The organism is Amycolatopsis sp. NPDC024027 (assembly GCF_040638975.1).
Classification (GTDB): domain Bacteria; phylum Actinomycetota; class Actinomycetes; order Mycobacteriales; family Pseudonocardiaceae; genus Amycolatopsis.
The window spans coordinates 221,830-240,502 of record NZ_JBEZYY010000015.1 but is presented as its reverse complement, the minus strand read 5'-3'; the positions used below and the strand labels follow the sequence as shown (position 1 = coordinate 240,502).

The following is an 18,673-nucleotide window of genomic DNA, read 5'->3' as shown; positions in this document are numbered from 1 at the left end:
AACCCCGGCGAACGCCGTGCGCAGTTCGGGCATGCTGGGGAGCATGAAGGTCATCGGGCTGCTCGGCGGCATGAGCTGGGAATCCTCGATCGAGTACTACCGGCTCGTCAACGAGCGGGTGAAGACCGTCCTCGGCGGGTTCCACTCCGCGCGCACCGTGCTCTACTCCGTCGACTTCGCCGCGATCGAAGCCATGCAGGCCGACGGCCGCTGGGACGACGCCGGTGCCGAGCTGAACCGGGCCGCCAAAGCCCTCGAAGCCGCCGGGGCCGACTTCGTCGTACTGTGCACCAACACCATGCACAAGGTCGCCGGGCAGCTGGAAGACGGCCTCGGCATCCCGCTGCTGCACCTCGGCGACGCCACCGCCGCGGCCATCAAAGCCGCCGGTGTCCGCCGGGTCGGGCTGCTCGGGACCGGCTTCACCATGGGGCAGCCCTTCTACCGCGACCGCCTCGCCGCGCACGGGCTCGACGTGCTCGTGCCCAGCGCCGAAGACCGCGACCTGGTGCACCGGATCATCTACGACGAGCTGGTGCTCGGCGTCGTGAAGCCCGAGTCCCGCGAGGCCTACCGCGGCGTGATCGCGCGGCTGGCCGGCGCGGGCGCCGAGGGCGTCATCTACGGCTGCACCGAGATCGAACTGCTCGTCGGGCCGCAGGACAGCCCGGTGCCGACGTTCCCCACGACCCGCCTGCACGCCGAGGCGGCGGTGGACTACGCCCTGGGCACCACCTCGCTGCCCGTGCCGCCCGCCTGACGTCACACGCTGACCACCGCCTCGCCGCCCGTGTGCGCTTCGTGCTGCGCGACGACCTGCCGCCACAGCCGCTCGCGCTCCTCGTCCGTGAACTGCGCCGGTGAGACGCCGAACACGTCGGCCGCCGCCGCCCACCAGGCCGGCGGCGACTCGATCAGCTCCTTGACACCGTGGCGGTTCAGGGTCAGCGCCCGCAGGGTGTCGACGCCGGCCGCGTCGCGCCGCTGGAGCACGCAGACCCGCACGAACCCGGACTCCGGCGCCGTCGACAGCCACGCGTGCTTCTCGGCGAAGTCGGCCATCTCCGCCGGGCCGGGTGCGAAGTCGAAGCCGGTGAAGCTGCCCGAGGGGTCGTGGTCGAACCGCCAGCCACCCGGCGCCACCTCCGACGGCCGCAGCCGGTAGGTGTGCGGGCCCTGGACGTAGGTGCCTTCCCGTAGGGGAAGCGGCTCGTGGATGCCGTCGCCCAGCCCGGCGTCCACCAGCCAGGTCGTCGACGGGTCCTCGGGCAGGCCGGTGACGGTCAGGGCCAGGTGGTTCCGGTCGACGTTCGGCGCGTCCGCGGCGCCGCCCTGCACCCCGCCGTGGTGGCGCGTGACCTGGTAGCCGAGTGCCCGCAGCAGCGCCGAGAACGCCCCGTTCAGGTGGTAGCAGTACCCGCCACGGCCCCGCAGGATCCGCGCCAGCGACGCCGACGGCTCGAGCGAGGTCGTCCGCCCGAGCTGGATCTCCAGCGGCTCGTACGGCACCCGTTCCACGTGTGCCGCGTGCAGCCGCCGCAGGGCGTCGGCGCTCGGCGGCTCCGCGTCGAGGCCGAGCCGCTGCAGGTATCCGGTGACGTCGAAGTTCCCCATGCCCGCCACGGTAGCGGCGACCCCCGACAAAACCCCCGGATCAGGGATTTCACCCGAGGTGGAGTGGCCACGACCCGCCGTAGCCTCGAAGGGTGAGCACCTTGAGCCCCGCCCCGGAAACCGCCGCCGCCAAGCGCGTGCTGCCGCCGAAGCCGGTGGCGGCCGCGATCGTCGCGCTGTCGTTCACCCTGCTGCTGTACCTGGTCGAGCTGGTCGACGTGATCCTCCCCGGTGACCTCGACCAGGGCGGCATCCATTCGCGGGCGCTGTCCGGGCTGGACGGCGTGCTGTTCGCCCCGGTCCTGCACCTGGGCTGGTCGCACCTGTTCGCGAACACCGTCCCGGTGCTGGTGTTCTCCTTCCTCGCGATGGCCGCCGGAATCGGCCGGTTCGCGCTGGTCACGGCGATCATCTGGGTGGTTTCCGGGCTCGGCGTGTGGCTGGTCGGGCCGTCGGACGGCGTCACCGTCGGCGCGTCCGGGCTGGCCTTCGGCTGGCTCGCCTACCTGCTGGTCCGCGGCCTGTTCAACCGCGCGGCCGGGCAGATCGTGGTCGCCGTCGTCCTGCTCGGCGTGTGGAGCGGCATGCTGGCCGGGCTGCTGCCGGGCAACCCCGGCGTCTCCTGGCAGGGCCACCTCTTCGGCGCGCTGGCCGGCGTTCTCGCGGCCTGGCTGACCACCCGCCGGGCCGGCAAAGCCGCGCCGGGTAACCTCGAAGTGTGACGTCCCCGCCCGCTGATGCCCCGATCGGCGTGTTCGATTCCGGCGTCGGCGGGCTGACGGTCGCGAGGGCGATCCTCGAGCAGCTGCCCGCCGAGCAGCTCCGCTACGTCGGCGACACGGCGCACAACCCGTACGGCCCGCTCCCGATCGCCACCGCCCGCAGCTACGCGCTCGCGGCGCTCGACGAACTGGTCGAGAGCGGGGTGAAGGCACTGGTGATCGCCTGCAACACGGCGTCCGCGGCCTGCCTGCGCGACGCGCGCGAGCGCTACGACGTCCCGGTGATCGAGGTCGTCCTGCCCGCCACGCGCCGCGCCGTCGTGGCGACGCACACCGGCCGCGTCGGCGTGATCGGCACCGAGGGCACCGTGCGGTCGCGGGCTTACGAAGACGCCTTCACCGCGGCGCCCGGCATCACGCTCACCAGCGTCGCCTGCCCGCGGTTCGTCGACTTCGTCGAGCGCGGCATCACGACCGGGCGCCAGGTGCTCGGGCTCGCGCAGGGTTACCTCCAGCCGCTGCTCGACGCCCAGGTCGACACGCTCGTCCTCGGCTGCACGCACTACCCGCTGCTGCAGGGCGTGCTGCAGATCGTGATGGGCCAGGAGGTCACGCTCGTTTCGAGCGCGGACGAGACCGCCAAGGACCTCGTCCGCGTGCTCACCGAGCAGGACCTGCTGACCACGCGGGACACCCCGCCGCGGCACGAGTTCCTCGCCACCGGCTCGGCGGAGCCGTTCACCCGGCTCGCCCAGCGGTTCATGGGGTTCGCCCCGGGTGTCCTCGCTCCCACCACCGCGTGATCGCGGCGGTGGACGCTTAGGGTGTCGTCGTGCGACTGACCATCCTCGGGTGCTCCGGCAGCATCCCCGGGCCGAACGCCGCCGCGTCCGGCTACCTGGTCGAGGCCGAGGGCTTCCTGCTCGGTCTCGAACTCGGCAACGGCACGCTCGCGCAGCTGCAGGCCGTGGCCGACCCGTTCGACCTGGACGCGCTCGTGCTCACGCACCTGCACCCCGACCACTGCGCCGACGTCAGCGCGCTCACCGTCCTGCGGCGCTACCACCCGGCGCCGCCGTACCCGGCGCGCCCGCGGCTGCTGCCGCTGTACGCCCCGCCGGACGCCCCGGTCCGGCTGGCCAACGCCTACGCCCCCAACGAGATCGAGCGGGCCGTCACGGACCTCTCCGACGTCTACGAGTTCCGGCCGTTGCGGCCCGAGCCCTTCCGGATCGGGCCGTTCGAGGCCGTCGCGGTCGAGGTCGACCACCCGACCCCGGCGTACGGGCTGCGGCTGTCCTACGGCGGCCGGATCCTCGCCTTCACCGGCGACACCGGACCGTGCGCGGCGCTGAACGAGCTCGCCGACGGCGTCGACTTGCTGCTCGCCGAGGCGTCCTGGACGGACTCGGCGGAGCGGCCGGCGGGGGTGCACCTGTCGGGCAAGCAGGCCGGTGAGCTGGCCCGTGACGCCGGCGTCGGGCGGCTGCTGCTGACGCACATCGCGCCCTGGACCGACGCCGGGGCGGTGCTGGCCGAGGCTTCGGCCGGGTTCCCCGGCGCCGAGGTCGTCAAGCAGGGTGCCGTCTACGACGTCTGAGCGCGCGGTCATAGAGTGCACGTGTGGCTCGTAAAGATGGCAGGAACGACGACCAGCTCCGCGACATCAAGATCACCCGGGGGTTCCAGCAGTGGCCGGCGGGGTCGGTGCTGATCGAATTCGGCAACACGCGGGTGCTGTGCGCGGCGAGCGTCACCGAAGGGGTGCCGCGCTGGCGGGCCGGCTCCGGCCTCGGCTGGGTGACGGCCGAGTACGCGATGCTGCCGTCCGCGACCAACACGCGCAGCGACCGTGAGTCGGTGAAGGGCCGGATCGGCGGCCGCACGCACGAGATCTCGCGGCTGATCGGCCGCTCGCTGCGGGCCTGCATCGACCTGGCGGCGCTGGGCGAGAACACGATCGTCATCGACTGCGACGTCATCCAGGCCGACGGCGGCACCCGCACGGCGGCGGTGACCGGCGGTTACGTGGCCTTGGCGGACGCGATCACGTGGCTGGGCGCGGCAAACCGGCTGAACGACCCGCAGCCGCTGTCGTCGTCGGTGGCGGCGGTGAGCGTCGGCGTCGTCGACGGCCGGGTCCGGCTCGACCTGCCGTACGAAGAGGACTCGCGCGCCGAGGTCGACATGAACGTGGTGGCCACCGACGCGGGCACCCTGATCGAGGTCCAGGGCACCGGCGAGGGCGCCACCTTCGCCCGGTCCACTTTGGACACGATGCTCGACCTGGCGCTCGCGGGCTGCGCGGAGCTGACCCGCCTGCAGAACGAGGCCCTGGCGCTGCCCTACCCGGGTGAGCTGCCGGAGCCGCGCCCGGACAAGAAGAAGGGCTCGAAGTGACGAAGCTGCTTCTGGCCACGCGCAACGCGAAGAAGCTGGGCGAGCTGCGGCGGATCGTGGCCGCGGAAGGTCTTTCGGGCCTCGAGGTGATCGGCCTCGCGGACGTGCCCGACTTTCCCGAGGCGCCCGAGACGGCTCCCGACTTCGAGGGCAACGCGGTGGCGAAGGCCCGCGACGCGGTGGCGGCGACCGGATTGCCGGCCATCGCGGACGACTCGGGCATCGCGGTCGACGCGTTGAACGGCATGCCCGGCGTGCTGTCGGCCCGGTGGTCCGGGCGGCACGGGGACGACGAGGCGAACCTCGACCTGGTGCTGGGGCAGCTTCGTGACGTGCCCGACGAGCGCCGGGGAGCCCAGTTCGTCTGCGCCGCGGCTTTGGTGCTGCCGTCGGGCGAGGAGACGGTGGTCCGGGGCGAATGGCGCGGCACGCTGGTCCGGGAACGGCGTGGGGTGAACGGCTTCGGGTACGACCCGATCTTCCGGCCGGACGGCGAGAGCCGGACGTCGGCGGAGATGGAGCCGGCGGAGAAGGACGCGGTTTCCCACCGGGGGCTGGCTTTGCGGGCCCTGCTGCCGGCGCTGCGGGAGCTGGCTTAGCTCAGTTTGACGCCGAGCTTTTCGCTGCCGTGATGGGCGGTATCGATCAGGTCGACGGTGATCCGTGTCCGGGCGGCGGCGCCAGCTGCTCCCGGATCACCGCCTCCACCCGCTCGATGACAGCCGGATCGAGTTTGCTCACCATCTCCAGGCTCGCCGCCGCCAGCAGCCGCAAATGGCGTGCGTGACGGAGATGGCTCCGGATCGGCGTCCGCGGCCAAGAGAGCTTCGTCGGACAGATCCGCCTTGGTCGGTCAAGGCGTCCTCCCGCCCTCGGACCGCCGGATGATTCCGGCGGAACGGGGCAGGGGCAAGCCTGCGATCGGGATCAGGCAGCCAGGCCGAGGTCCCGGATCAGCTTCGCCACGTGGCCGGTCGCCCGGACGTTGTAGAAGGCGTGGGCGATCTTGCCTTCCGGGTCGACGACGAACGTCGAGCGGATCACGCCCAGGTACGTCTTGCCGTAGTTCTTCTTCTCGCCGTACGCGCCCCACGCTTCTATGACCGTCTTCTCGGGGTCACCCAGCAGCGGGAACGTGAGGCCCTCGTTCGAAACGAACTTCGCGAGCTTCGCCTGCTTGTCCGGCGAGATGCCGACGACCTGGTAGCCGGCGTCGTTCAGCTCGGTGAGGTTGTCGCGGAAGTCGCAGGCCTGCTTGGTGCAGCCCGGGGTGCTCGCCGCCGGGTAGAAGTACACGACGACGGACCGGCCGCGGAAGTCGCGCAGCGACACCTCGTTGCCCTCGCTGTCGGGCAGGGTGAAGTCCGGGGCTTCGTCACCGGGGGAAAGGCGCTCGGTCATGCCCCGAGCTTAATGGCGGTGGCTCAGGCGGGGCCGCAGTAGGTGACCGCGACGGCCTCGGTCGCGCTCGGCCGGATCTGCAGCCGCAGCTGCGTCTGCTCGCGGGGGACCGCGAACGCAAGCGTGATGTGCACCGAGCGGCCCGGCATGACGTCCTTGCCCGCGTCGGTGATGCCGGTGAAGCCCTGGGTGGTGTCCACGACCTGCTTGACCGCGGCGCCACTCGAGGTGGCGGTCACGTTGAGGCCCGAGAGCTTGTACGTCGTCGAGCCGTCGTTGGTCAGCTGGACGTCGAAGGCCGCGCCGCGCGGGCTCTGCGGGTACGCCGACGGGCTGGGCCGGAACGACTGCGGGGAGCCGACCGAGATGGTGAGGCCGCTGGCGAACCGGTGGTCGGCGCCGAACTTGAGGTCGTGGCCCGCCGGGGAGACCGAGGTGCCGGCGCCCGCGGGGGAGCCGGCCACGCCGAGGGCCGCGGTGCCGTCGTGAGCCGAGGGGACCCCGCACGCCACCGCCAGGCCGAGCAGTCCTGCGGTGAACATGATCTTGCGGGTGCGCGCGAGCGCCATTGCGGGTACTCCAGTCGGCGGGTCGGGTGCCGTCGGCAACGGGGGATTGCCGGGCGAACCCGCTCCACTCTGGCCGTGATCGCGCGCGGTTACGAGGCGCAACCGGGGGTTGTCGCGCACCTGGTGCCACCCCGTGGCCAATCCGTGACCGGAACGGCACGGCTGGTGACAATCTCTGGCCACATGCCACTTAAACCGCGAGCGCGAACAACAGGATGAAGATCGCGACGCCGGCCACCCACGCCGCCATCAGCCAGCCGAAATCCCGGACCGGATCGACCGCCCGGCTCTCCTCGCCCGGCACGTACACGCCGCGTTCCTCGAACCAGTCCACCCACCCGGCGATCCAGTGCAACGGATTGCGCGACGACATGCTTCACCTCCGGGGGCGCGGTTTCCCCCGTCACAGTACGCGTTCGGCCACGCACGCCGGAAGGCACGGGCGGCCGTCCACTTCCGACACGCCACGGCCGGGTGAACCTCGGCGCCACTCGTGTAGAAACTCAGGCGAGTCCGTGACGACGCAGGATCGTCACCGCACGGACGGTCGAGTAACCACGCCATTCGAGCGCCGCGGCCGGCGAGAAGCTCGCGAAATCCACCCGCCAGCCACCGTCGTCCTGTTGCGCGGCCGCGAGCCGTCCCAGTTCGGCCTCGATGACGTCGTCGGCGAACAACGCGCGCGCCGGGCGGTCCGGCAGTGGGGCGAAGTCCAGGGCGCGGAGGGTTTCGCCCTCCGAACCACCGTCCACCGGGGCCAGTCCGTCGGCCGGGACGAACGCGGCGAGGTGGTCCAGGAGCGCGGGTGCCTCCGCGTGGAGTTCGTGCGCCGCGTCCGCGAACTGCACCGCGAAGGACAACGCGATCGCGTGCGGCGGCGCGGAAAGCTCGCGGATGGCGCGGAAGCAGTACCGGGTCGCCGCGGCCAGCCACGGGTGCTCGCGCACGGCCCGGTCGTGGCGGGCGACGCGCAGGGCCACGCCCGCGGTGAACGCGGTGCTCTGCAGGGTGGCCTCCGCCGGATCGGCCTGGACCCAGAAGGGCGCGCAGCCGGCCGGGTCCGCCACCGGCCGGGCGAACGGCAGGCCACCGTCCGGGCGGGACGCCGTGGCCAGCCAGTCGCAGAGCTTCGCCGCGTGCGGTGTCGTCGCCGGGGCGATTTCTTCGAACACCTCGAAGGCGTGGAGGGCACCGCCGGGCTGGCTTTCCGGGGCCCGCAGGTCCGGCTCGAGGCCCCAGCCGTAGCCGCCGTCCGCATTGCGGTAGCCGTCGACGGCGGCCAGCACCGCGTCGGCGCCGGTGGCACCGCCGAGCAGCTCGAAGCGGCGGCGGTCGAGGAGGCGGGCGTGCGTCGCCATGAAGGACGCCGCCGCGGGAAGGTTCACGGACATGCCGCCAGCCTCGCACCGGTGCGGCCGGCGGTCTTGAACGGATCGGACCTCAGGGCAGCCGGGGCCCGACGGAGGGGGCCTCGCGCAGCCGCGCCGCGTCCTGCCCGGGTGGGGCACCGAACAGGCGGCGGTACTCGCGGTTGAACTGCGAAGGGCTGTCGTAGCCGACGAGGTGCCCGACACCGGCGACGTCGCCCGCGTCGGCCAGCAGCAGTGACCGGGCTTCCTGCAGGCGGATGCGCTTCTGGAACTGCAGCGGGCTCATCGCCGTCACCGCGCGGAAGTGGCGGTGGAACGCCGACGCGCTCAGCCCGCTCAGCCGCGCGAGTTCCTCGACCCGCATCGGCTCGGCGTAGTTGGCCCGGATCCAGCGGATGGCGCGGCCGACGTGGGCGGCGCCGCTGTCGGCCAGGCCGATCCGGCGGACCAGGCCGCCGTGCCGGCCGGTCAGCAGCCGCCAGAGGATCTCCCGCTCGATCAGCGGCGCGAGCACGGGCGCGTCGGACGGGTGGTCGAGCAGCCGCAGCAGCCGCAGCGCCGCGTCCAGCAGCTCCGGACCGGCGTCGTCGATGGCGATGGGGGACGCGGGCGGGGTGCGCGGCGGTGCCTCGAGCAGCAGCGGGGCGATCGCCGCGGGCCGCAGGGCCAGGCCGAGGCCCAGTGCCGGCGTCCGCGGGGTGGCGCCGACGAAGTGGCCGGTCACCGGCAGGTCGGTGCCGACCAGCAGGTATTGCCCGGCGCGGTACTCGTGCACGTGTTCGCCGAGCAGCAGGCGTTTGCCGCCCTGGGCCATGACGACCAGCAGCGGCTCGGCGAGCGAGTGGTGCGGTTCGCTCGTTTCCACTTTGGACAGCAGCAGGCCCGGCACCGGCGTGCGCAGGTCGGCGTGCGCGTGCCGGGTGACGAGGTCGCGGAGTTGTTCGAGCACTCGTCCAGGTAACCGGGGCCGAGAGGATCGTGCAAGAGGTCGAGGCGATCGGTCTACCGGTGAACAGGGTGTTCGCGGTTTCCTGGTCTCAGTCGATCCGCTGAACAAGGAGAGTTTCGTGTCACTCGATCACTACGTCACCCTCGGCCGGTCCGGCCTCCGCGTCAGCCCCTTCGCCCTCGGCGCGATGACCTTCGGGGAAGACCCCGGTGGCGCCGGCTGCGGTGTCGAGGAGTCCGAAAAGATCCTCGCGACCTACCTCGACCTCGGCGGCAACTTCGTCGACACGGCGAACTTCTACACCAACGGGCATTCGGAAAAGATCCTCGGCGACTTCTTCGCCGCCCGCCCCGGCCACCGTGCGCGGGTGGTGCTCGCGTCGAAGTTCTTCGGCAACCTGTTCCCCGGCGACCCCAACGGCGGCGGCGCCGGCCGGGCGTCGATCATCGCCCAGCTCGACGAGACGCTCCGGCGGCTGCGCACCGACCACCTCGACCTGTACTGGCTGCACAACTGGGACCGCCGCACGCCGATCGAGGAGACCATGCGGGCCCTCGACGACCTGGTGCGCGCGGGCAAGATCCGGTACGTCGGCTTCTCCAACACCCCGGCGTGGGTCACCGCGCAGGCGCAGGCGACCGCCTTGCTGCGCGGCTGGACGCCGTTGATCGCGCTGCAGGTCGAGTATTCGCTGCTGGCGCGGACGGTCGAGGGCGAGCTGGCGCCGTTCGCGCTCGACCAGGGCATGGCGCTGGTGCCGTGGAGCCCCCTGAAGAACGGTTTCCTGTCGGGCAAGTACCGGCGTGGCGCTCCGGCGCCGGAGTCCGCCCGCGCGGCTTTCGTCGGCGGTCCGTCCGAAGCGGAGTTCGCGGTCCTCGACGCCGTCGCCGCGATCGCCGGGGAGATCGGGTCGACGTCCGCGGCGGTGTCGCTGGCGTGGTTGCGCGCGCGGCGCGGAACGGTGGTCCCGATCATCGGCGCGCGGCGGCTGGAGCACCTGACCGGCAACCTCGCCGCGCTCGAGGTGACGCTGACGCCGGCGCAGCTGGCTCGGCTGGACGAGGTGTCGGCGCCGACGCTGGACTACCCGGCCCCGATGCACGGCGCCCAGCGGGCGATGCTCCAGTTCGCGGGCGCGACGGTCGACGGTGAACCGTCCACTGTGTACCCGCCGTTGCTGCAGAGCGAGGTCCGCTACTGAGTTGTCAGGCGGGCGAGGACGGCGTCGAGGCCGTGGGCGAGGTGGCCCGGCACACCGGCTTCCCGCAGGGCGGTCCGGTACTGCTCGTTGACGCCGCCGGGGGTCATGTGCTCGGCGGCCAGCTGGTCGAGGGTGCCATCGTGCCGGCGGAGCGGTTTCGCTTGCGGGGACGACCCGCCCGGCCGGCGAGACCGGTCACGCAGGTCGGCGAGGGCGACCCCGGCGACCGCGCTCACCACGACGTGGTCCGGGCGGAAGGTGAGCTCCGCCAGCACGTCCCGGACGACCTGCGGGCGCACGGCGATCAAGACGGCCGTCGTGTGGTCGAGCACTTCCTGGTTGCTGCCGCAGATCCGCGCGTTCGGGAACCGGCCGGCCAGGTCGCGGGCGATGCCGTGGTTGCGGGGCGAGAGGAAGACTTGCGGCGGAGTGCTGGTGGTGAGGCCTTCGACGATGGCCGCGGTGAGCTCCGCGGCCCACGAACCCGTACGACTGCATGGTGGACCTAACTGCGGAACGTGCGGCGGTAGGTGTCCGGGGGCACGCCGACCGTCCGGTTGAAGTGCCGCCGCAACGTCGTCGCGGTGCCCATGCCGACCGCCTCCGCGACCGCGTCGATGCTCGCGTCCGTGTTCTCCAGCAGCTCCTGCGCGCGGCGGATGCGCTGGTTCAGCAGCCACTGCAACGGCGTCGTGCCCGTGGCCGACCGGAAGTGGCGGCCCAGGTGGCGGGAGCTCATGTTCGCCCGGCGGGCCAGGTCCTCGACCGTCAGCGGGCGGTCGAGGCGGGCGGTGATCCACGGGAGCAGCGAGGCCAGCGGGTGGTCGTCGCGGGTGGGGACCGGTGCCGTCACGAACTGGGCCTGGCCGCCCGCTCGGTGCGGTGGGACCACCAGGCGGCGGGCGATCGCGTTGGCCGCCGCCGGGCCGTGGTCGGCGCGGACCAGGTGGAGGCACAGGTCCATGGCCGCCGCCTTGCCCGCCGAGGTCAGGACCTGGCCGTTGTCGACGTAGAGGACGTCCGGGTCCACCGTCACCCGCGGGTAGCGGGCGGCGAGGACGTCCGTGTGGGCCCAGTGCGTGGTGGCGCGCAAGCCGTCCAGCAGCCCGGCCGCGGCCAGCACGAACGCGCCCGTGCACAGCGACGCCACCCGTGCGCCGCGGGCGTGGGCGGCGCGCACCGCGTCGACCAGGCCGGCCGGCGGGTCCGCGTCGACGTCGGCCCAGCCCGGCACGAGCACCGTGTCCGCGCGCGCCAGCCGGTCGAGGCCGTGGTCCGGCTCCAGCAGGAACCGGCCCACCCGCACCGGGGCCGGGCCGCAGACCGCGAAGCCGTACCGGGGATCGTCGCCGAACACCTCGGTGGCGATCGTCAGCTCGAACGACAGCATCCCGTCCGTGGCGGCGAGGGCGACAGCGTGCATGTCCGAAAGTGTACGCATCACGTCGTTCCGGACACTGGTGGCGACGTCCGCCGCTCGCCAGGATTACCCCATGACTTCGGTACTGGTTTACGGCGCTTACGGGCACACCGGCCGCTTCGTGGTGGCTGAGCTGCGGAGACGTGGTTACGACGTGGTCCTTTCCGGACGGAACGCGGCGAAGCTGCCGGGCGGCCGGCCGGCGTCGGTCGACGATCCGGCGTCCCTCGACCGCGCGCTCGAGGGCGTGGCCGCGGTGATCAACTGCGCGGGCCCGTTCGCCGAGACGGCCCTGCCGGTCGCCGAGGCGGCCATCCGCGCCGGCGTTCCGTACGTGGACGTCGCCGCCGAACTCGAGGCGAACCTCGACACCCTCGCGCTGACCGCCGACACCGCCGTGGTGCCCGCCATGGCATTCTTCGGCGGCCTGGCCGATCTGCTGGCCACGGCTGCGATGGGCGACTGGACGGCGGCCGACGAGGTGCACGTCGCCTACGGGCTCAGCGGCTGGCGCCCCACGGCCGGGACCCTCGCCGCGGGCCGGGTGTCCCGGGAACGCCGTGACGGCAAGCGCATCCGCTTCGCGGGAGGACGGCTGGAGTACCGCGACGACGCCCTGCCGACGCGGGAGTGGCCGTTCCCCGAGCCGCTCGGCCCCCGGCCCGTCCTGGGCGAGTTCTCGATGGCCGACATCGTCACCATCCCGCGGCACTTGCCGGTGCGCGACGTCATCAGCTACATGACGGTCGACGCGGCGGAAGGCCTGGCGGCGGCGGGCGAGCGCGACGCGGCCGAGACGTTCGTGGTGGACGTCGTGGTGCGAGCCGGGGAGGAGGAACGCCGGATCGTGGCGCGCGGCGAGGACATCTACGCGGTGAGTGCGCCGCTGGCGGTGGAGGCGGTGGACCGGATCCTGACCGGGCGGGTCAAGGTGAAGGGCGTCGCGCCGGCGGGGGAGATGTTCGACGCCGCCGACTTCCTGCGGGCGCTGGCCCCGCACATCACGGTCGAGTAGGCCGCCGAAGTCGGCGGGGCCGACGGCCCGTTCGCCGCCGGGCGTCTTGAACAGCGCCGGAATGCAGCTGAGGAGGGAGATGAACTGCACGACGATGGGCACGTACCAGAGGCGCCGGGAGAAGTAGAAAGCGAGGATGACCGTGAGCAGATCGGTTCGGAAACGAATGAGGGACCACCGCACCCGGTGCCACGCTGTGGAACGCAGCATGTCCCGCACGGTGCCTTCGTCCGCGGCCCCCGGCGGGCGGTATCCCCCGCGAGGCGCGACGAGCGAGGCCGGCGCGCACCTGCCGCACGCAGACCTCGCCCACGCGCGAGTGGGCCCGGAGAGACTCGAACTCTCACTGGCACGGACCTAAACCGTGTGCCTCTGCCAATTGGGCTACGGGCCCCCGGCGCTTCGCAGCCTAGCGTGCGGCGTGGCCCGTGCGGAGGCGGCGGGGCGGTCGACTAAGTTGGGGCCTTGGAAGTCCCTTGCGGCGAGGAGGACAAGTGGCCCGCGATCCCGAGACGATCGAGCGTGAGATCGAGCAGGCTAGGACCGCTCTGGCGGCGACGCTCGACCAGCTGACCGTCAAGGCCGACCCGAAGAAGCTCGCCGACGCGGCCAAGGACGGCGTGCGCGCCAAGCTGGACAACCCCAAGGTCAAGTTCCCGCTGATCGGTGCGGGCGTCCTCGTGGTGGTCCTGCTGGTGCGCAAGCTCCTCAAGTAGCGCTCAGGCCTGTTTCGCCGGCGCCTTGCTCTCGGCAGCGGGCGCCGGCGCTGCCGGGCTCTTGCGGTCCTCGACCGCCTTCGGCAGCTGCTTGCTCGGCGGCAGCTGCGGCTTCTTGCCCGCCGCCGCCGGAGTCTGCTGCTTCGGCACGCTGCCGGGCGGCGGGACCTCGAGCGGCGGCAGCTTCGGGAGCGTCAGCCGGGCCGTCATGTAGGCACTGGTGAAGTCCAGCGCACTCCCGTTGAGCAGGTGCACCACCGTGGTCTTGCCGTCGCCGGCGAGCTCCTCGACCAGCTGGTCGGCCCGGTCGCGCGCGGCGATGATGCCGGGCGCTCGCGCGGTCAGCTCCTTGCCGCGGCCGCTGACCGTGATGGCCCAGTCGGCGTCGTCCTGGACGTACGTCGCCGTGATCGCTTCCACCATCTGCCTCACGCCCCTCTCCCTCACCAGCATCCTTACACAACCGTGACGCGGTCACCGCGTTTTCGTGACGTGGTTCCCGCGCCCCTCCTCCGGTCGCGAAGGTCCAGCACACTTTCTACCTTGTCATCGGTACCGTAGTGCAACTCTGTGTCACAGGACACGACAACGCTGAGTAACGACCGTGTGGCCCAGCGCACGTGCGGGCTAACGTGCACGCTGCCGCAGGCCGGTCCACAGCACGTCCATGGCGTATTCGGTGGCCGTCTCGGGGCTCACTTCGTCATGGCGCTCGCACCAGATCGCGAGCCGTTCGCACGCTCCGACCACGAATTCCGCGGCCGCTTCGGCCCGCAGGTCATCCCCGCTGTCGAAGTGGCCGCTCATCAGCGCGGCGATGAGGTCGGTCTGCTGCCGCCGGGTCTCCTCGACCTCGTCGGCGGCCGGCGTGCCGATCAGCACCATCTCGTGCCGCAGCAGCGACCACGCCTGACGCCGTTCGCGGATGAAGACGAAGAAGGCCAGCAGGCCGCGCCGCAGCGCGTCTTCGGCGTCCACCGCGCCGACCGTCGCCTGCTCGGTGACCTCGCGCAGCACCGCCCGCGACTCCCGGATGCAGGCCAGCAGCAGGCCTTCCTTCGAGTTGAAGTACTCGTAGAGCATCGGCTTCGAGACGCCCACCAGTTCGGCGATCTCGTCCATCGACGCCGCCGCGTAGCCGCGCGCCGAAAAGACCTGCTCGGCGACCTCGATCATCTGCCGCATCCGGTCGGCCCGTGGCATGCGCTTGCGCTTCGCGGTGGTCACGGGTAACACTCTACCGCTGGTAACCTACTCTCAGTAAGATGGACGGCGAGTAACAGGAACTCGGAGGCGTCATGGGCAACCGCACGGAGACCGGGGTCGTCATCGTCGGGACCGGGTTCTCCGGTCTCGGCATGGCGATCCAGCTGCTCGAAGAGGGCCGGGAGGACTTCGTCATCCTCGAAAAGGCCCACGACGTCGGCGGCACCTGGCGCGACAACAGCTACCCGGGCTGCGCCTGCGACATCCCGTCGCACATGTACTCGTTCTCCTTCGAGCAGAACCCGGGCTGGTCGCGGGCCTACTCGCCGCAGCCGGAGATCTGGCGCTACCTGCGCGAGGTCGCCGACAAGCACGACCTGCGGCGGTTCGTCCGGTTCGGCCAGGAGATGACCGGCGCCCGCTGGGACACCGAGGAGAACCGGTGGCACGTCGCCACGAGGGGCGGCGACGAGTTCATCGGCACCGCGCTGGTCGCCGGGGTCGGCGCGCTCCACCTGCCGATGATCCCGGAGCTGCCCGGGATCGAGAAGTTCGCGGGTCCCGCCTACCACTCCGCGCGGTGGCGGCACGACGTCGACCTCGCGGGAAAGAAGGTCGCGGTCATCGGCACCGGCGCCAGCGCGGTCCAGTTCGTGCCGGAGATCGCGCCCGCGGTGGCGGAGCTGACGTTGTTCCAGCGGACGCCGCCGTGGATCATGCCGAAGGCCGACCACGAGATGTCCGGCCGGACGCGCGCGCTGTTCAAGGCGTTCCCGCCGGCCCAGCGCGCCTACCGCACCCTGCTCTACTGGTTGCTCGAAGCGCGGGCGATCGGCTTCAACGGCCAGTCGTGGGTGATGAAGCTCGGGCAGGGGATCGCCAAGCGCCACATCGACCGCGCGATCGAGGACCCGCGGCTGCGGCGCAAGGTGACCCCGGACTACACGATGGGCTGCAAGCGAGTGCTCGTCTCCAACGACTACTACCCGGCACTGGCGCGCGACAACGTCGACGTCGTCACCGAGGGCGTGCGGGAGGTCCGCGAGCACAGCATCGTCGACGCCGCGGGTGTCGAGCACGAAGCCGACGTCATCATCTACGGCACCGGCTTCCACGTCACCGACGCCTTCGACGACCTGGAGATCGTCGGCCGCAACGGGCGCAACCTCGGCAAGGAGTGGGCGACCGAGGGGATGCGGACGCACCTCGGGATCACCGTCGCGGGGTTCCCGAACCTGTTCTTCCTGCTCGGCCCCAACACCGGCCTCGGGCACAACTCCGTCGTGTTCATGATCGAGGCGCAGATTTCCTACATCGCCGAAGCGCTGCGGCTGGCCGAGGGCCGGGCGATCGAGCCGAAGCCCGAAGTCCAGGAGCGGTTCAACGCGCGGATCCAGCGCAAGCTCGCGAAGGGCATCTGGACCCGCGGCGGCTGCAAGAGCTGGTACCTGGACGCGAAGGGCGTCAACCGGACGATCTGGCCCGGCTTCACCTGGCGGTACTGGCTCGACACGCGGAAGGTGCGGCGCGAGGACTTCCAGGTCGGCTGACCCGGCCCAGACGCAGTGAATGACTCATTCCTGTCATCCAACGACAGGAATGAGTCATTCACTGCGCTGGGGATCAGCGGGAGGTGTAGCGGCGGAGGTGGGCGATCAGGTCGACGGTCGGCATCCGGCACAGCTCGGCCATCCGCTCGAGCGCGGGCAGGTCGAGGGCGATCTCGCCGCCACCCTGCTCGCCGGCCTGCCGCAGGCGGTCCTCGGCCCAGCGGCGCAGCGGCCACAGGTCGGGCGGGGCGTCGGCGACGACCTTGCGCAGGTCGACGCGGACCCGCCCGGGCTCGTCCAGGAACACCCGGCGGTGCACCTTGGCCAGCAGGTCCTGGGGCAGTTCGTCCATCGCGACGCACAGCTCGACCAGGCGCACGACGGAGCACTGTCTGGTGCCCAGCTCGTAGGTGGCCAGCGTCTGCAGCGAGATCTCGCTCTGCAAGTGCTGGTTCAGCTCCTTGCGCGTCCACCCTCGGCTGCGCCGGAGCTTGCGGAGCTCGTCTCCGAGGATCCGCTGGTACTCCTCAGCGTCGATCAGCACATCAATGTCCCCTGCCGTGCGCTCCCACGGCACCCGCACGGGCGTGATGATTCCCGTGCAGGTGCACCCTCACGTGTATGTAAGTGCGCTGGCGCCCGGCCCTTACGCGATTTCGGGCATGTCTTTGATACCGATTGCGCGAGTTAGGCCGAATGGGTTAACGGCGGCTCGCTCACCGGCTCAGTTCACGCAGGGAACGCCCTCGGCGGTGATCGGCTTTTCCTCGTCGGCGCCGGCCGGCGGGGGTGTGGCGGCCTGCGACGTCGCTCCCGGCGCACCGGCGCCCGAGTTCGCGTCGGAGGTCGTGCCCTGGTAGTCGGCGCCGAGGAACACCGTCACGTGGCCGGCCGCCACGCTCTTGTCCTCTTGGATCGTCGGCGAGCCGCCCAAGGCGGACGCGACGGCCTGGCCCTTGTCCTTGCCGCCCTTCGGCACCCAGATCACGGTGGTCTTGCGCGAGGTCGCGTTGGACGTTTCGCCGGACGTGAAGCCCTTGCCTTCGAGGGTCTTGGCGACGCCCGCCGCGAGGCCGGTGCGCCCGGAAGCGTTCCGGACGTCGACCGTGGTCGCCTTGTTGGCCGGGTCGGCCTGCTGGCCGGGCGGGGCCGGCTCGCCCGGCTGCGGCCCGGCCAGCCCCTGCACGAACTGCTTCACCGCGGCGGGGTCGACCTGGATGGCCGAGCCGTCTTCGGGGGTCTTGTAGTCGATGTTCTTCACCGGGATGGTGCGGAACTCGAGCTGGCCGCCGGTCAGGCCCTTCATCTGCTGGGCGAACCCGAAGATGTCCCAGTGCTGGCTGAGCACGACCGACTTCTTGATCGCCTCGATCAGATCGTTGAGCTTGCCGGGGTTGGTCAGCGTGCCGGCCGAGAGCACCTTGCGCGCCATGCCGGCCATGAACACCTGCTGGCGCACGACGCGGTCGAGGTCGCCGTTCGGCAGGCCGTGGCGCTGCCGGACGAACTCGAGGGCTTCGACGCCGGAGATCGTGTGCTGGCCCTTGGTGAAGTTCGCGCCGGAGTAATCGTCCTTGACGTTGTTGTTCAAGCAGACGTCGACGCCGCCGACGGCCTTGGTGATCTCACTGAAGCCGAGGAGGTTCACCGCGGCGTAGTTGTCGATGGTCGACCCGGTGAGGTTCTGGACGGTGTCGATCAGCTCGCGAGCCCCGGCCTGGTTGGCCTGGACGTCGAGCTCCTTCGGGTCGGTGACGCCCTTCTTCTGCAGGTCCTTGCGGGCCGTCAGCATCGCCCGCGCGTACGCCGAGTTGATCTTGTGCTTGCCGTAGCCGCCGGGGATGTCGACGTAGGTGTCCCGCGGCAGCGAGATCGCGACGGCCTTGCTGCCGTCGTTGGGGATGTGCACGAAGATCAGCGAGTCGGTGTTGAGCTCGCCGTCGGCGTCGCCGGCGCGCAGCTCGTCGAGCACCTCGCGCGGCAGCGGGTTGCCCTGGGCGTCGGTGCGGCTGTCGAGGCCGACCAGCAGGATGTCGCGGGCGCCGTCGGCGGGCTTTTCGCCACCGCCGCCGTCGCTGATCACGTTCGTGTAGTTGAGCCCGTTGACCAGGCCCTGCATGGCCGCCCAGGCGTACCCGGTCAGGCCCATCACCAGCAGCGAGACGACGGTCAGCGCGATCTTCGCGCCGCGGAAGGAGTTGCGGCCGGCGCGCGCGGCCGGGCGCGGCTGCGGACGGCGGGACGCCGGCGGAGCGGCACGGCGGGCATCCGCCGGCTCGCGACGCGGTGCCGGGCGGCGCGCCGGGTTGGCACGCCGTGCGTCGTCGCGGCCTGGCTCGTCCTGCCAGGGCCGGGCGGGGCGACGGCCGCCTTGCCCGTTCCGAGGCGGGTGATCCACGCGCGCGACTCCTCACTCCATCGATCGGGTGGTGCTCAGGGATGGACGCATGGTGCCTCCCCCGGGTTGCCGTAGCGTTACACATCCCCCTGCGAATGTGCTCCGCGCCACCCAGTTTCCCGCACGTTCGATGGTTTCGCCT

The 18,673-nt window shown here is 71.6% G+C and carries 23 protein-coding genes and 1 tRNA gene; 10 read left to right on the top strand and 14 right to left on the bottom strand.

Going from position 1 to position 18,673, the window contains the following annotated elements; genetic code table 11:
* The first annotated feature begins 43 nt into the window (after positions 1–43).
* A complete protein-coding gene (locus AB0F52_RS32490) occupies positions 44–760 on the top strand; it encodes an aspartate/glutamate racemase family protein (protein WP_360179415.1) in 717 nt (238 codons plus the stop codon).
* Positions 761–762: 2 nt separating this feature from the next.
* On the opposite strand, the gene AB0F52_RS32485 is transcribed toward AB0F52_RS32490, so the two are convergent.
* Positions 763–1,614, bottom strand: a complete 852-nt coding sequence (locus AB0F52_RS32485; RefSeq protein WP_360179348.1) for an arylamine N-acetyltransferase — start codon at positions 1,612–1,614, stop codon at positions 763–765.
* Positions 1,615–1,706: 92 nt separating this feature from the next.
* On the opposite strand from AB0F52_RS32485, the gene AB0F52_RS32480 reads away from it, so the two are divergent.
* From AB0F52_RS32480 to rdgB, 5 genes are read left to right on the top strand one after another with little or no spacing between them, the layout of a single operon-like run.
* The gene (locus AB0F52_RS32480; RefSeq protein ID WP_360179346.1) at positions 1,707–2,336 is read left to right on the top strand and encodes a rhomboid family intramembrane serine protease; all 630 of its coding nucleotides are present in this window, start codon (positions 1,707–1,709) and stop codon (positions 2,334–2,336) included.
* The gene (murI, locus tag AB0F52_RS32475; protein WP_360179344.1) at positions 2,333–3,139 is read left to right on the top strand and encodes a glutamate racemase; all 807 of its coding nucleotides are present in this window, start codon (positions 2,333–2,335) and stop codon (positions 3,137–3,139) included. Before AB0F52_RS32480 ends, murI begins: the two co-directional genes overlap by 4 nt.
* A 29-nt stretch (positions 3,140–3,168) precedes the next feature.
* Positions 3,169–3,936 (top strand): MBL fold metallo-hydrolase, encoded by a 768-nt coding sequence (locus tag AB0F52_RS32470; RefSeq protein ID WP_360179342.1) that lies wholly within the window; start codon positions 3,169–3,171, stop codon positions 3,934–3,936.
* 23 nt (positions 3,937–3,959) lie between these two features.
* Positions 3,960–4,736, top strand: a complete 777-nt coding sequence (rph, locus tag AB0F52_RS32465; RefSeq protein WP_360179340.1) for a ribonuclease PH — start codon at positions 3,960–3,962, stop codon at positions 4,734–4,736.
* On the top strand, positions 4,733–5,335 hold the full coding sequence (rdgB, locus tag AB0F52_RS32460) for an RdgB/HAM1 family non-canonical purine NTP pyrophosphatase (RefSeq protein ID WP_360179338.1): 603 nt from the start codon (positions 4,733–4,735) through the stop codon (positions 5,333–5,335). The genes rph and rdgB overlap by 4 nt, the downstream gene beginning before the upstream one ends.
* A gap of 46 nt (positions 5,336–5,381) precedes the next feature.
* Here the strand turns inward: rdgB and AB0F52_RS32455 are convergent, their stop codons facing one another.
* The 6 genes from AB0F52_RS32455 to AB0F52_RS32430 form a co-directional block, all read right to left on the bottom strand.
* Positions 5,382–5,510 (bottom strand): hypothetical protein, encoded by a 129-nt coding sequence (locus AB0F52_RS32455; protein WP_360179336.1) that lies wholly within the window; start codon positions 5,508–5,510, stop codon positions 5,382–5,384.
* Between the two features lie 153 nt (positions 5,511–5,663).
* Positions 5,664–6,137 (bottom strand): thioredoxin-dependent thiol peroxidase, encoded by a 474-nt coding sequence (gene bcp, locus AB0F52_RS32450; RefSeq protein ID WP_360179334.1) that lies wholly within the window; start codon positions 6,135–6,137, stop codon positions 5,664–5,666.
* Positions 6,138–6,160: 23 nt separating this feature from the next.
* Entirely contained in the window at positions 6,161–6,706 is a 546-nt protein-coding gene (locus tag AB0F52_RS32445) for a hypothetical protein (protein WP_360179332.1), read from the bottom strand.
* Positions 6,707–6,896: 190 nt separating this feature from the next.
* On the bottom strand, positions 6,897–7,079 hold the full coding sequence (locus AB0F52_RS32440) for a hypothetical protein (RefSeq protein ID WP_360179330.1): 183 nt from the start codon (positions 7,077–7,079) through the stop codon (positions 6,897–6,899).
* A 130-nt stretch (positions 7,080–7,209) separates the two neighbouring features.
* Complete coding sequence (locus AB0F52_RS32435; protein ID WP_360179328.1) at positions 7,210–8,097, bottom strand: hypothetical protein; 888 nt, start codon at positions 8,095–8,097, stop codon at positions 7,210–7,212.
* Between the two features lie 49 nt (positions 8,098–8,146).
* Positions 8,147–9,025 carry an AraC family transcriptional regulator gene (locus tag AB0F52_RS32430; RefSeq protein WP_360179326.1) on the bottom strand — a complete coding sequence of 293 codons (879 nt, stop codon included), beginning with the start codon at positions 9,023–9,025 and terminating at the stop codon, positions 8,147–8,149.
* A 118-nt stretch (positions 9,026–9,143) separates the two neighbouring features.
* Between AB0F52_RS32430 and AB0F52_RS32425 the strand changes: the two genes are divergently transcribed.
* A complete protein-coding gene (locus AB0F52_RS32425; protein WP_360179324.1) occupies positions 9,144–10,226 on the top strand; it encodes an aldo/keto reductase in 1,083 nt (360 codons plus the stop codon).
* On the opposite strand, the gene AB0F52_RS32420 is transcribed toward AB0F52_RS32425, so the two are convergent.
* Both AB0F52_RS32420 and AB0F52_RS32415 read right to left on the bottom strand, forming a co-directional pair.
* Positions 10,220–10,681 (bottom strand): NAD(P)-binding domain-containing protein, encoded by a 462-nt coding sequence (locus AB0F52_RS32420; protein ID WP_360179413.1) that lies wholly within the window; start codon positions 10,679–10,681, stop codon positions 10,220–10,222. The two genes, AB0F52_RS32425 and AB0F52_RS32420, sit on opposite strands and share 7 nt — an antisense overlap.
* Before the next feature lie 50 nt (positions 10,682–10,731).
* Entirely contained in the window at positions 10,732–11,649 is a 918-nt protein-coding gene (locus AB0F52_RS32415; protein ID WP_360179322.1) for a helix-turn-helix domain-containing protein, read from the bottom strand.
* A 70-nt stretch (positions 11,650–11,719) separates the two neighbouring features.
* Between AB0F52_RS32415 and AB0F52_RS32410 the strand changes: the two genes are divergently transcribed.
* Positions 11,720–12,661 (top strand): saccharopine dehydrogenase NADP-binding domain-containing protein, encoded by a 942-nt coding sequence (locus tag AB0F52_RS32410; RefSeq protein ID WP_360179320.1) that lies wholly within the window; start codon positions 11,720–11,722, stop codon positions 12,659–12,661.
* 320 nt (positions 12,662–12,981) lie between these two features.
* On the opposite strand, the gene AB0F52_RS32405 is transcribed toward AB0F52_RS32410, so the two are convergent.
* Positions 12,982–13,055, bottom strand: a tRNA-Leu gene (locus tag AB0F52_RS32405).
* A 100-nt stretch (positions 13,056–13,155) separates the two neighbouring features.
* On the opposite strand from AB0F52_RS32405, the gene AB0F52_RS32400 reads away from it, so the two are divergent.
* Positions 13,156–13,377: a DUF3618 domain-containing protein gene (locus AB0F52_RS32400; RefSeq protein WP_103344333.1), complete on the top strand. Its 222-nt coding sequence runs from the start codon at positions 13,156–13,158 to the stop codon at positions 13,375–13,377.
* Positions 13,378–13,380: 3 nt separating this feature from the next.
* On the opposite strand, the gene AB0F52_RS32395 is transcribed toward AB0F52_RS32400, so the two are convergent.
* Positions 13,381–13,800 carry a hypothetical protein gene (locus AB0F52_RS32395; protein ID WP_360179411.1) on the bottom strand — a complete coding sequence of 140 codons (420 nt, stop codon included), beginning with the start codon at positions 13,798–13,800 and terminating at the stop codon, positions 13,381–13,383.
* Between the two features lie 204 nt (positions 13,801–14,004).
* Positions 14,005–14,562 carry a TetR/AcrR family transcriptional regulator gene (locus AB0F52_RS32390; RefSeq protein WP_285993936.1) on the bottom strand — a complete coding sequence of 186 codons (558 nt, stop codon included), beginning with the start codon at positions 14,560–14,562 and terminating at the stop codon, positions 14,005–14,007.
* A gap of 113 nt (positions 14,563–14,675) precedes the next feature.
* Between AB0F52_RS32390 and AB0F52_RS32385 the strand changes: the two genes are divergently transcribed.
* Complete coding sequence (locus AB0F52_RS32385; protein WP_360179318.1) at positions 14,676–16,133, top strand: NAD(P)/FAD-dependent oxidoreductase; 1,458 nt, start codon at positions 14,676–14,678, stop codon at positions 16,131–16,133.
* A gap of 73 nt (positions 16,134–16,206) precedes the next feature.
* Here AB0F52_RS32385 and AB0F52_RS32380 read toward each other — a convergent pair whose 3' ends face one another.
* Both AB0F52_RS32380 and AB0F52_RS32375 read right to left on the bottom strand, forming a co-directional pair.
* On the bottom strand, positions 16,207–16,677 hold the full coding sequence (locus AB0F52_RS32380) for a helix-turn-helix domain-containing protein (protein WP_360179316.1): 471 nt from the start codon (positions 16,675–16,677) through the stop codon (positions 16,207–16,209).
* Positions 16,678–16,857: 180 nt separating this feature from the next.
* The gene (locus AB0F52_RS32375) at positions 16,858–18,531 is read right to left on the bottom strand and encodes an LCP family protein (RefSeq protein WP_360179314.1); all 1,674 of its coding nucleotides are present in this window, start codon (positions 18,529–18,531) and stop codon (positions 16,858–16,860) included.
* Positions 18,532–18,673 lie beyond the last annotated feature (142 nt).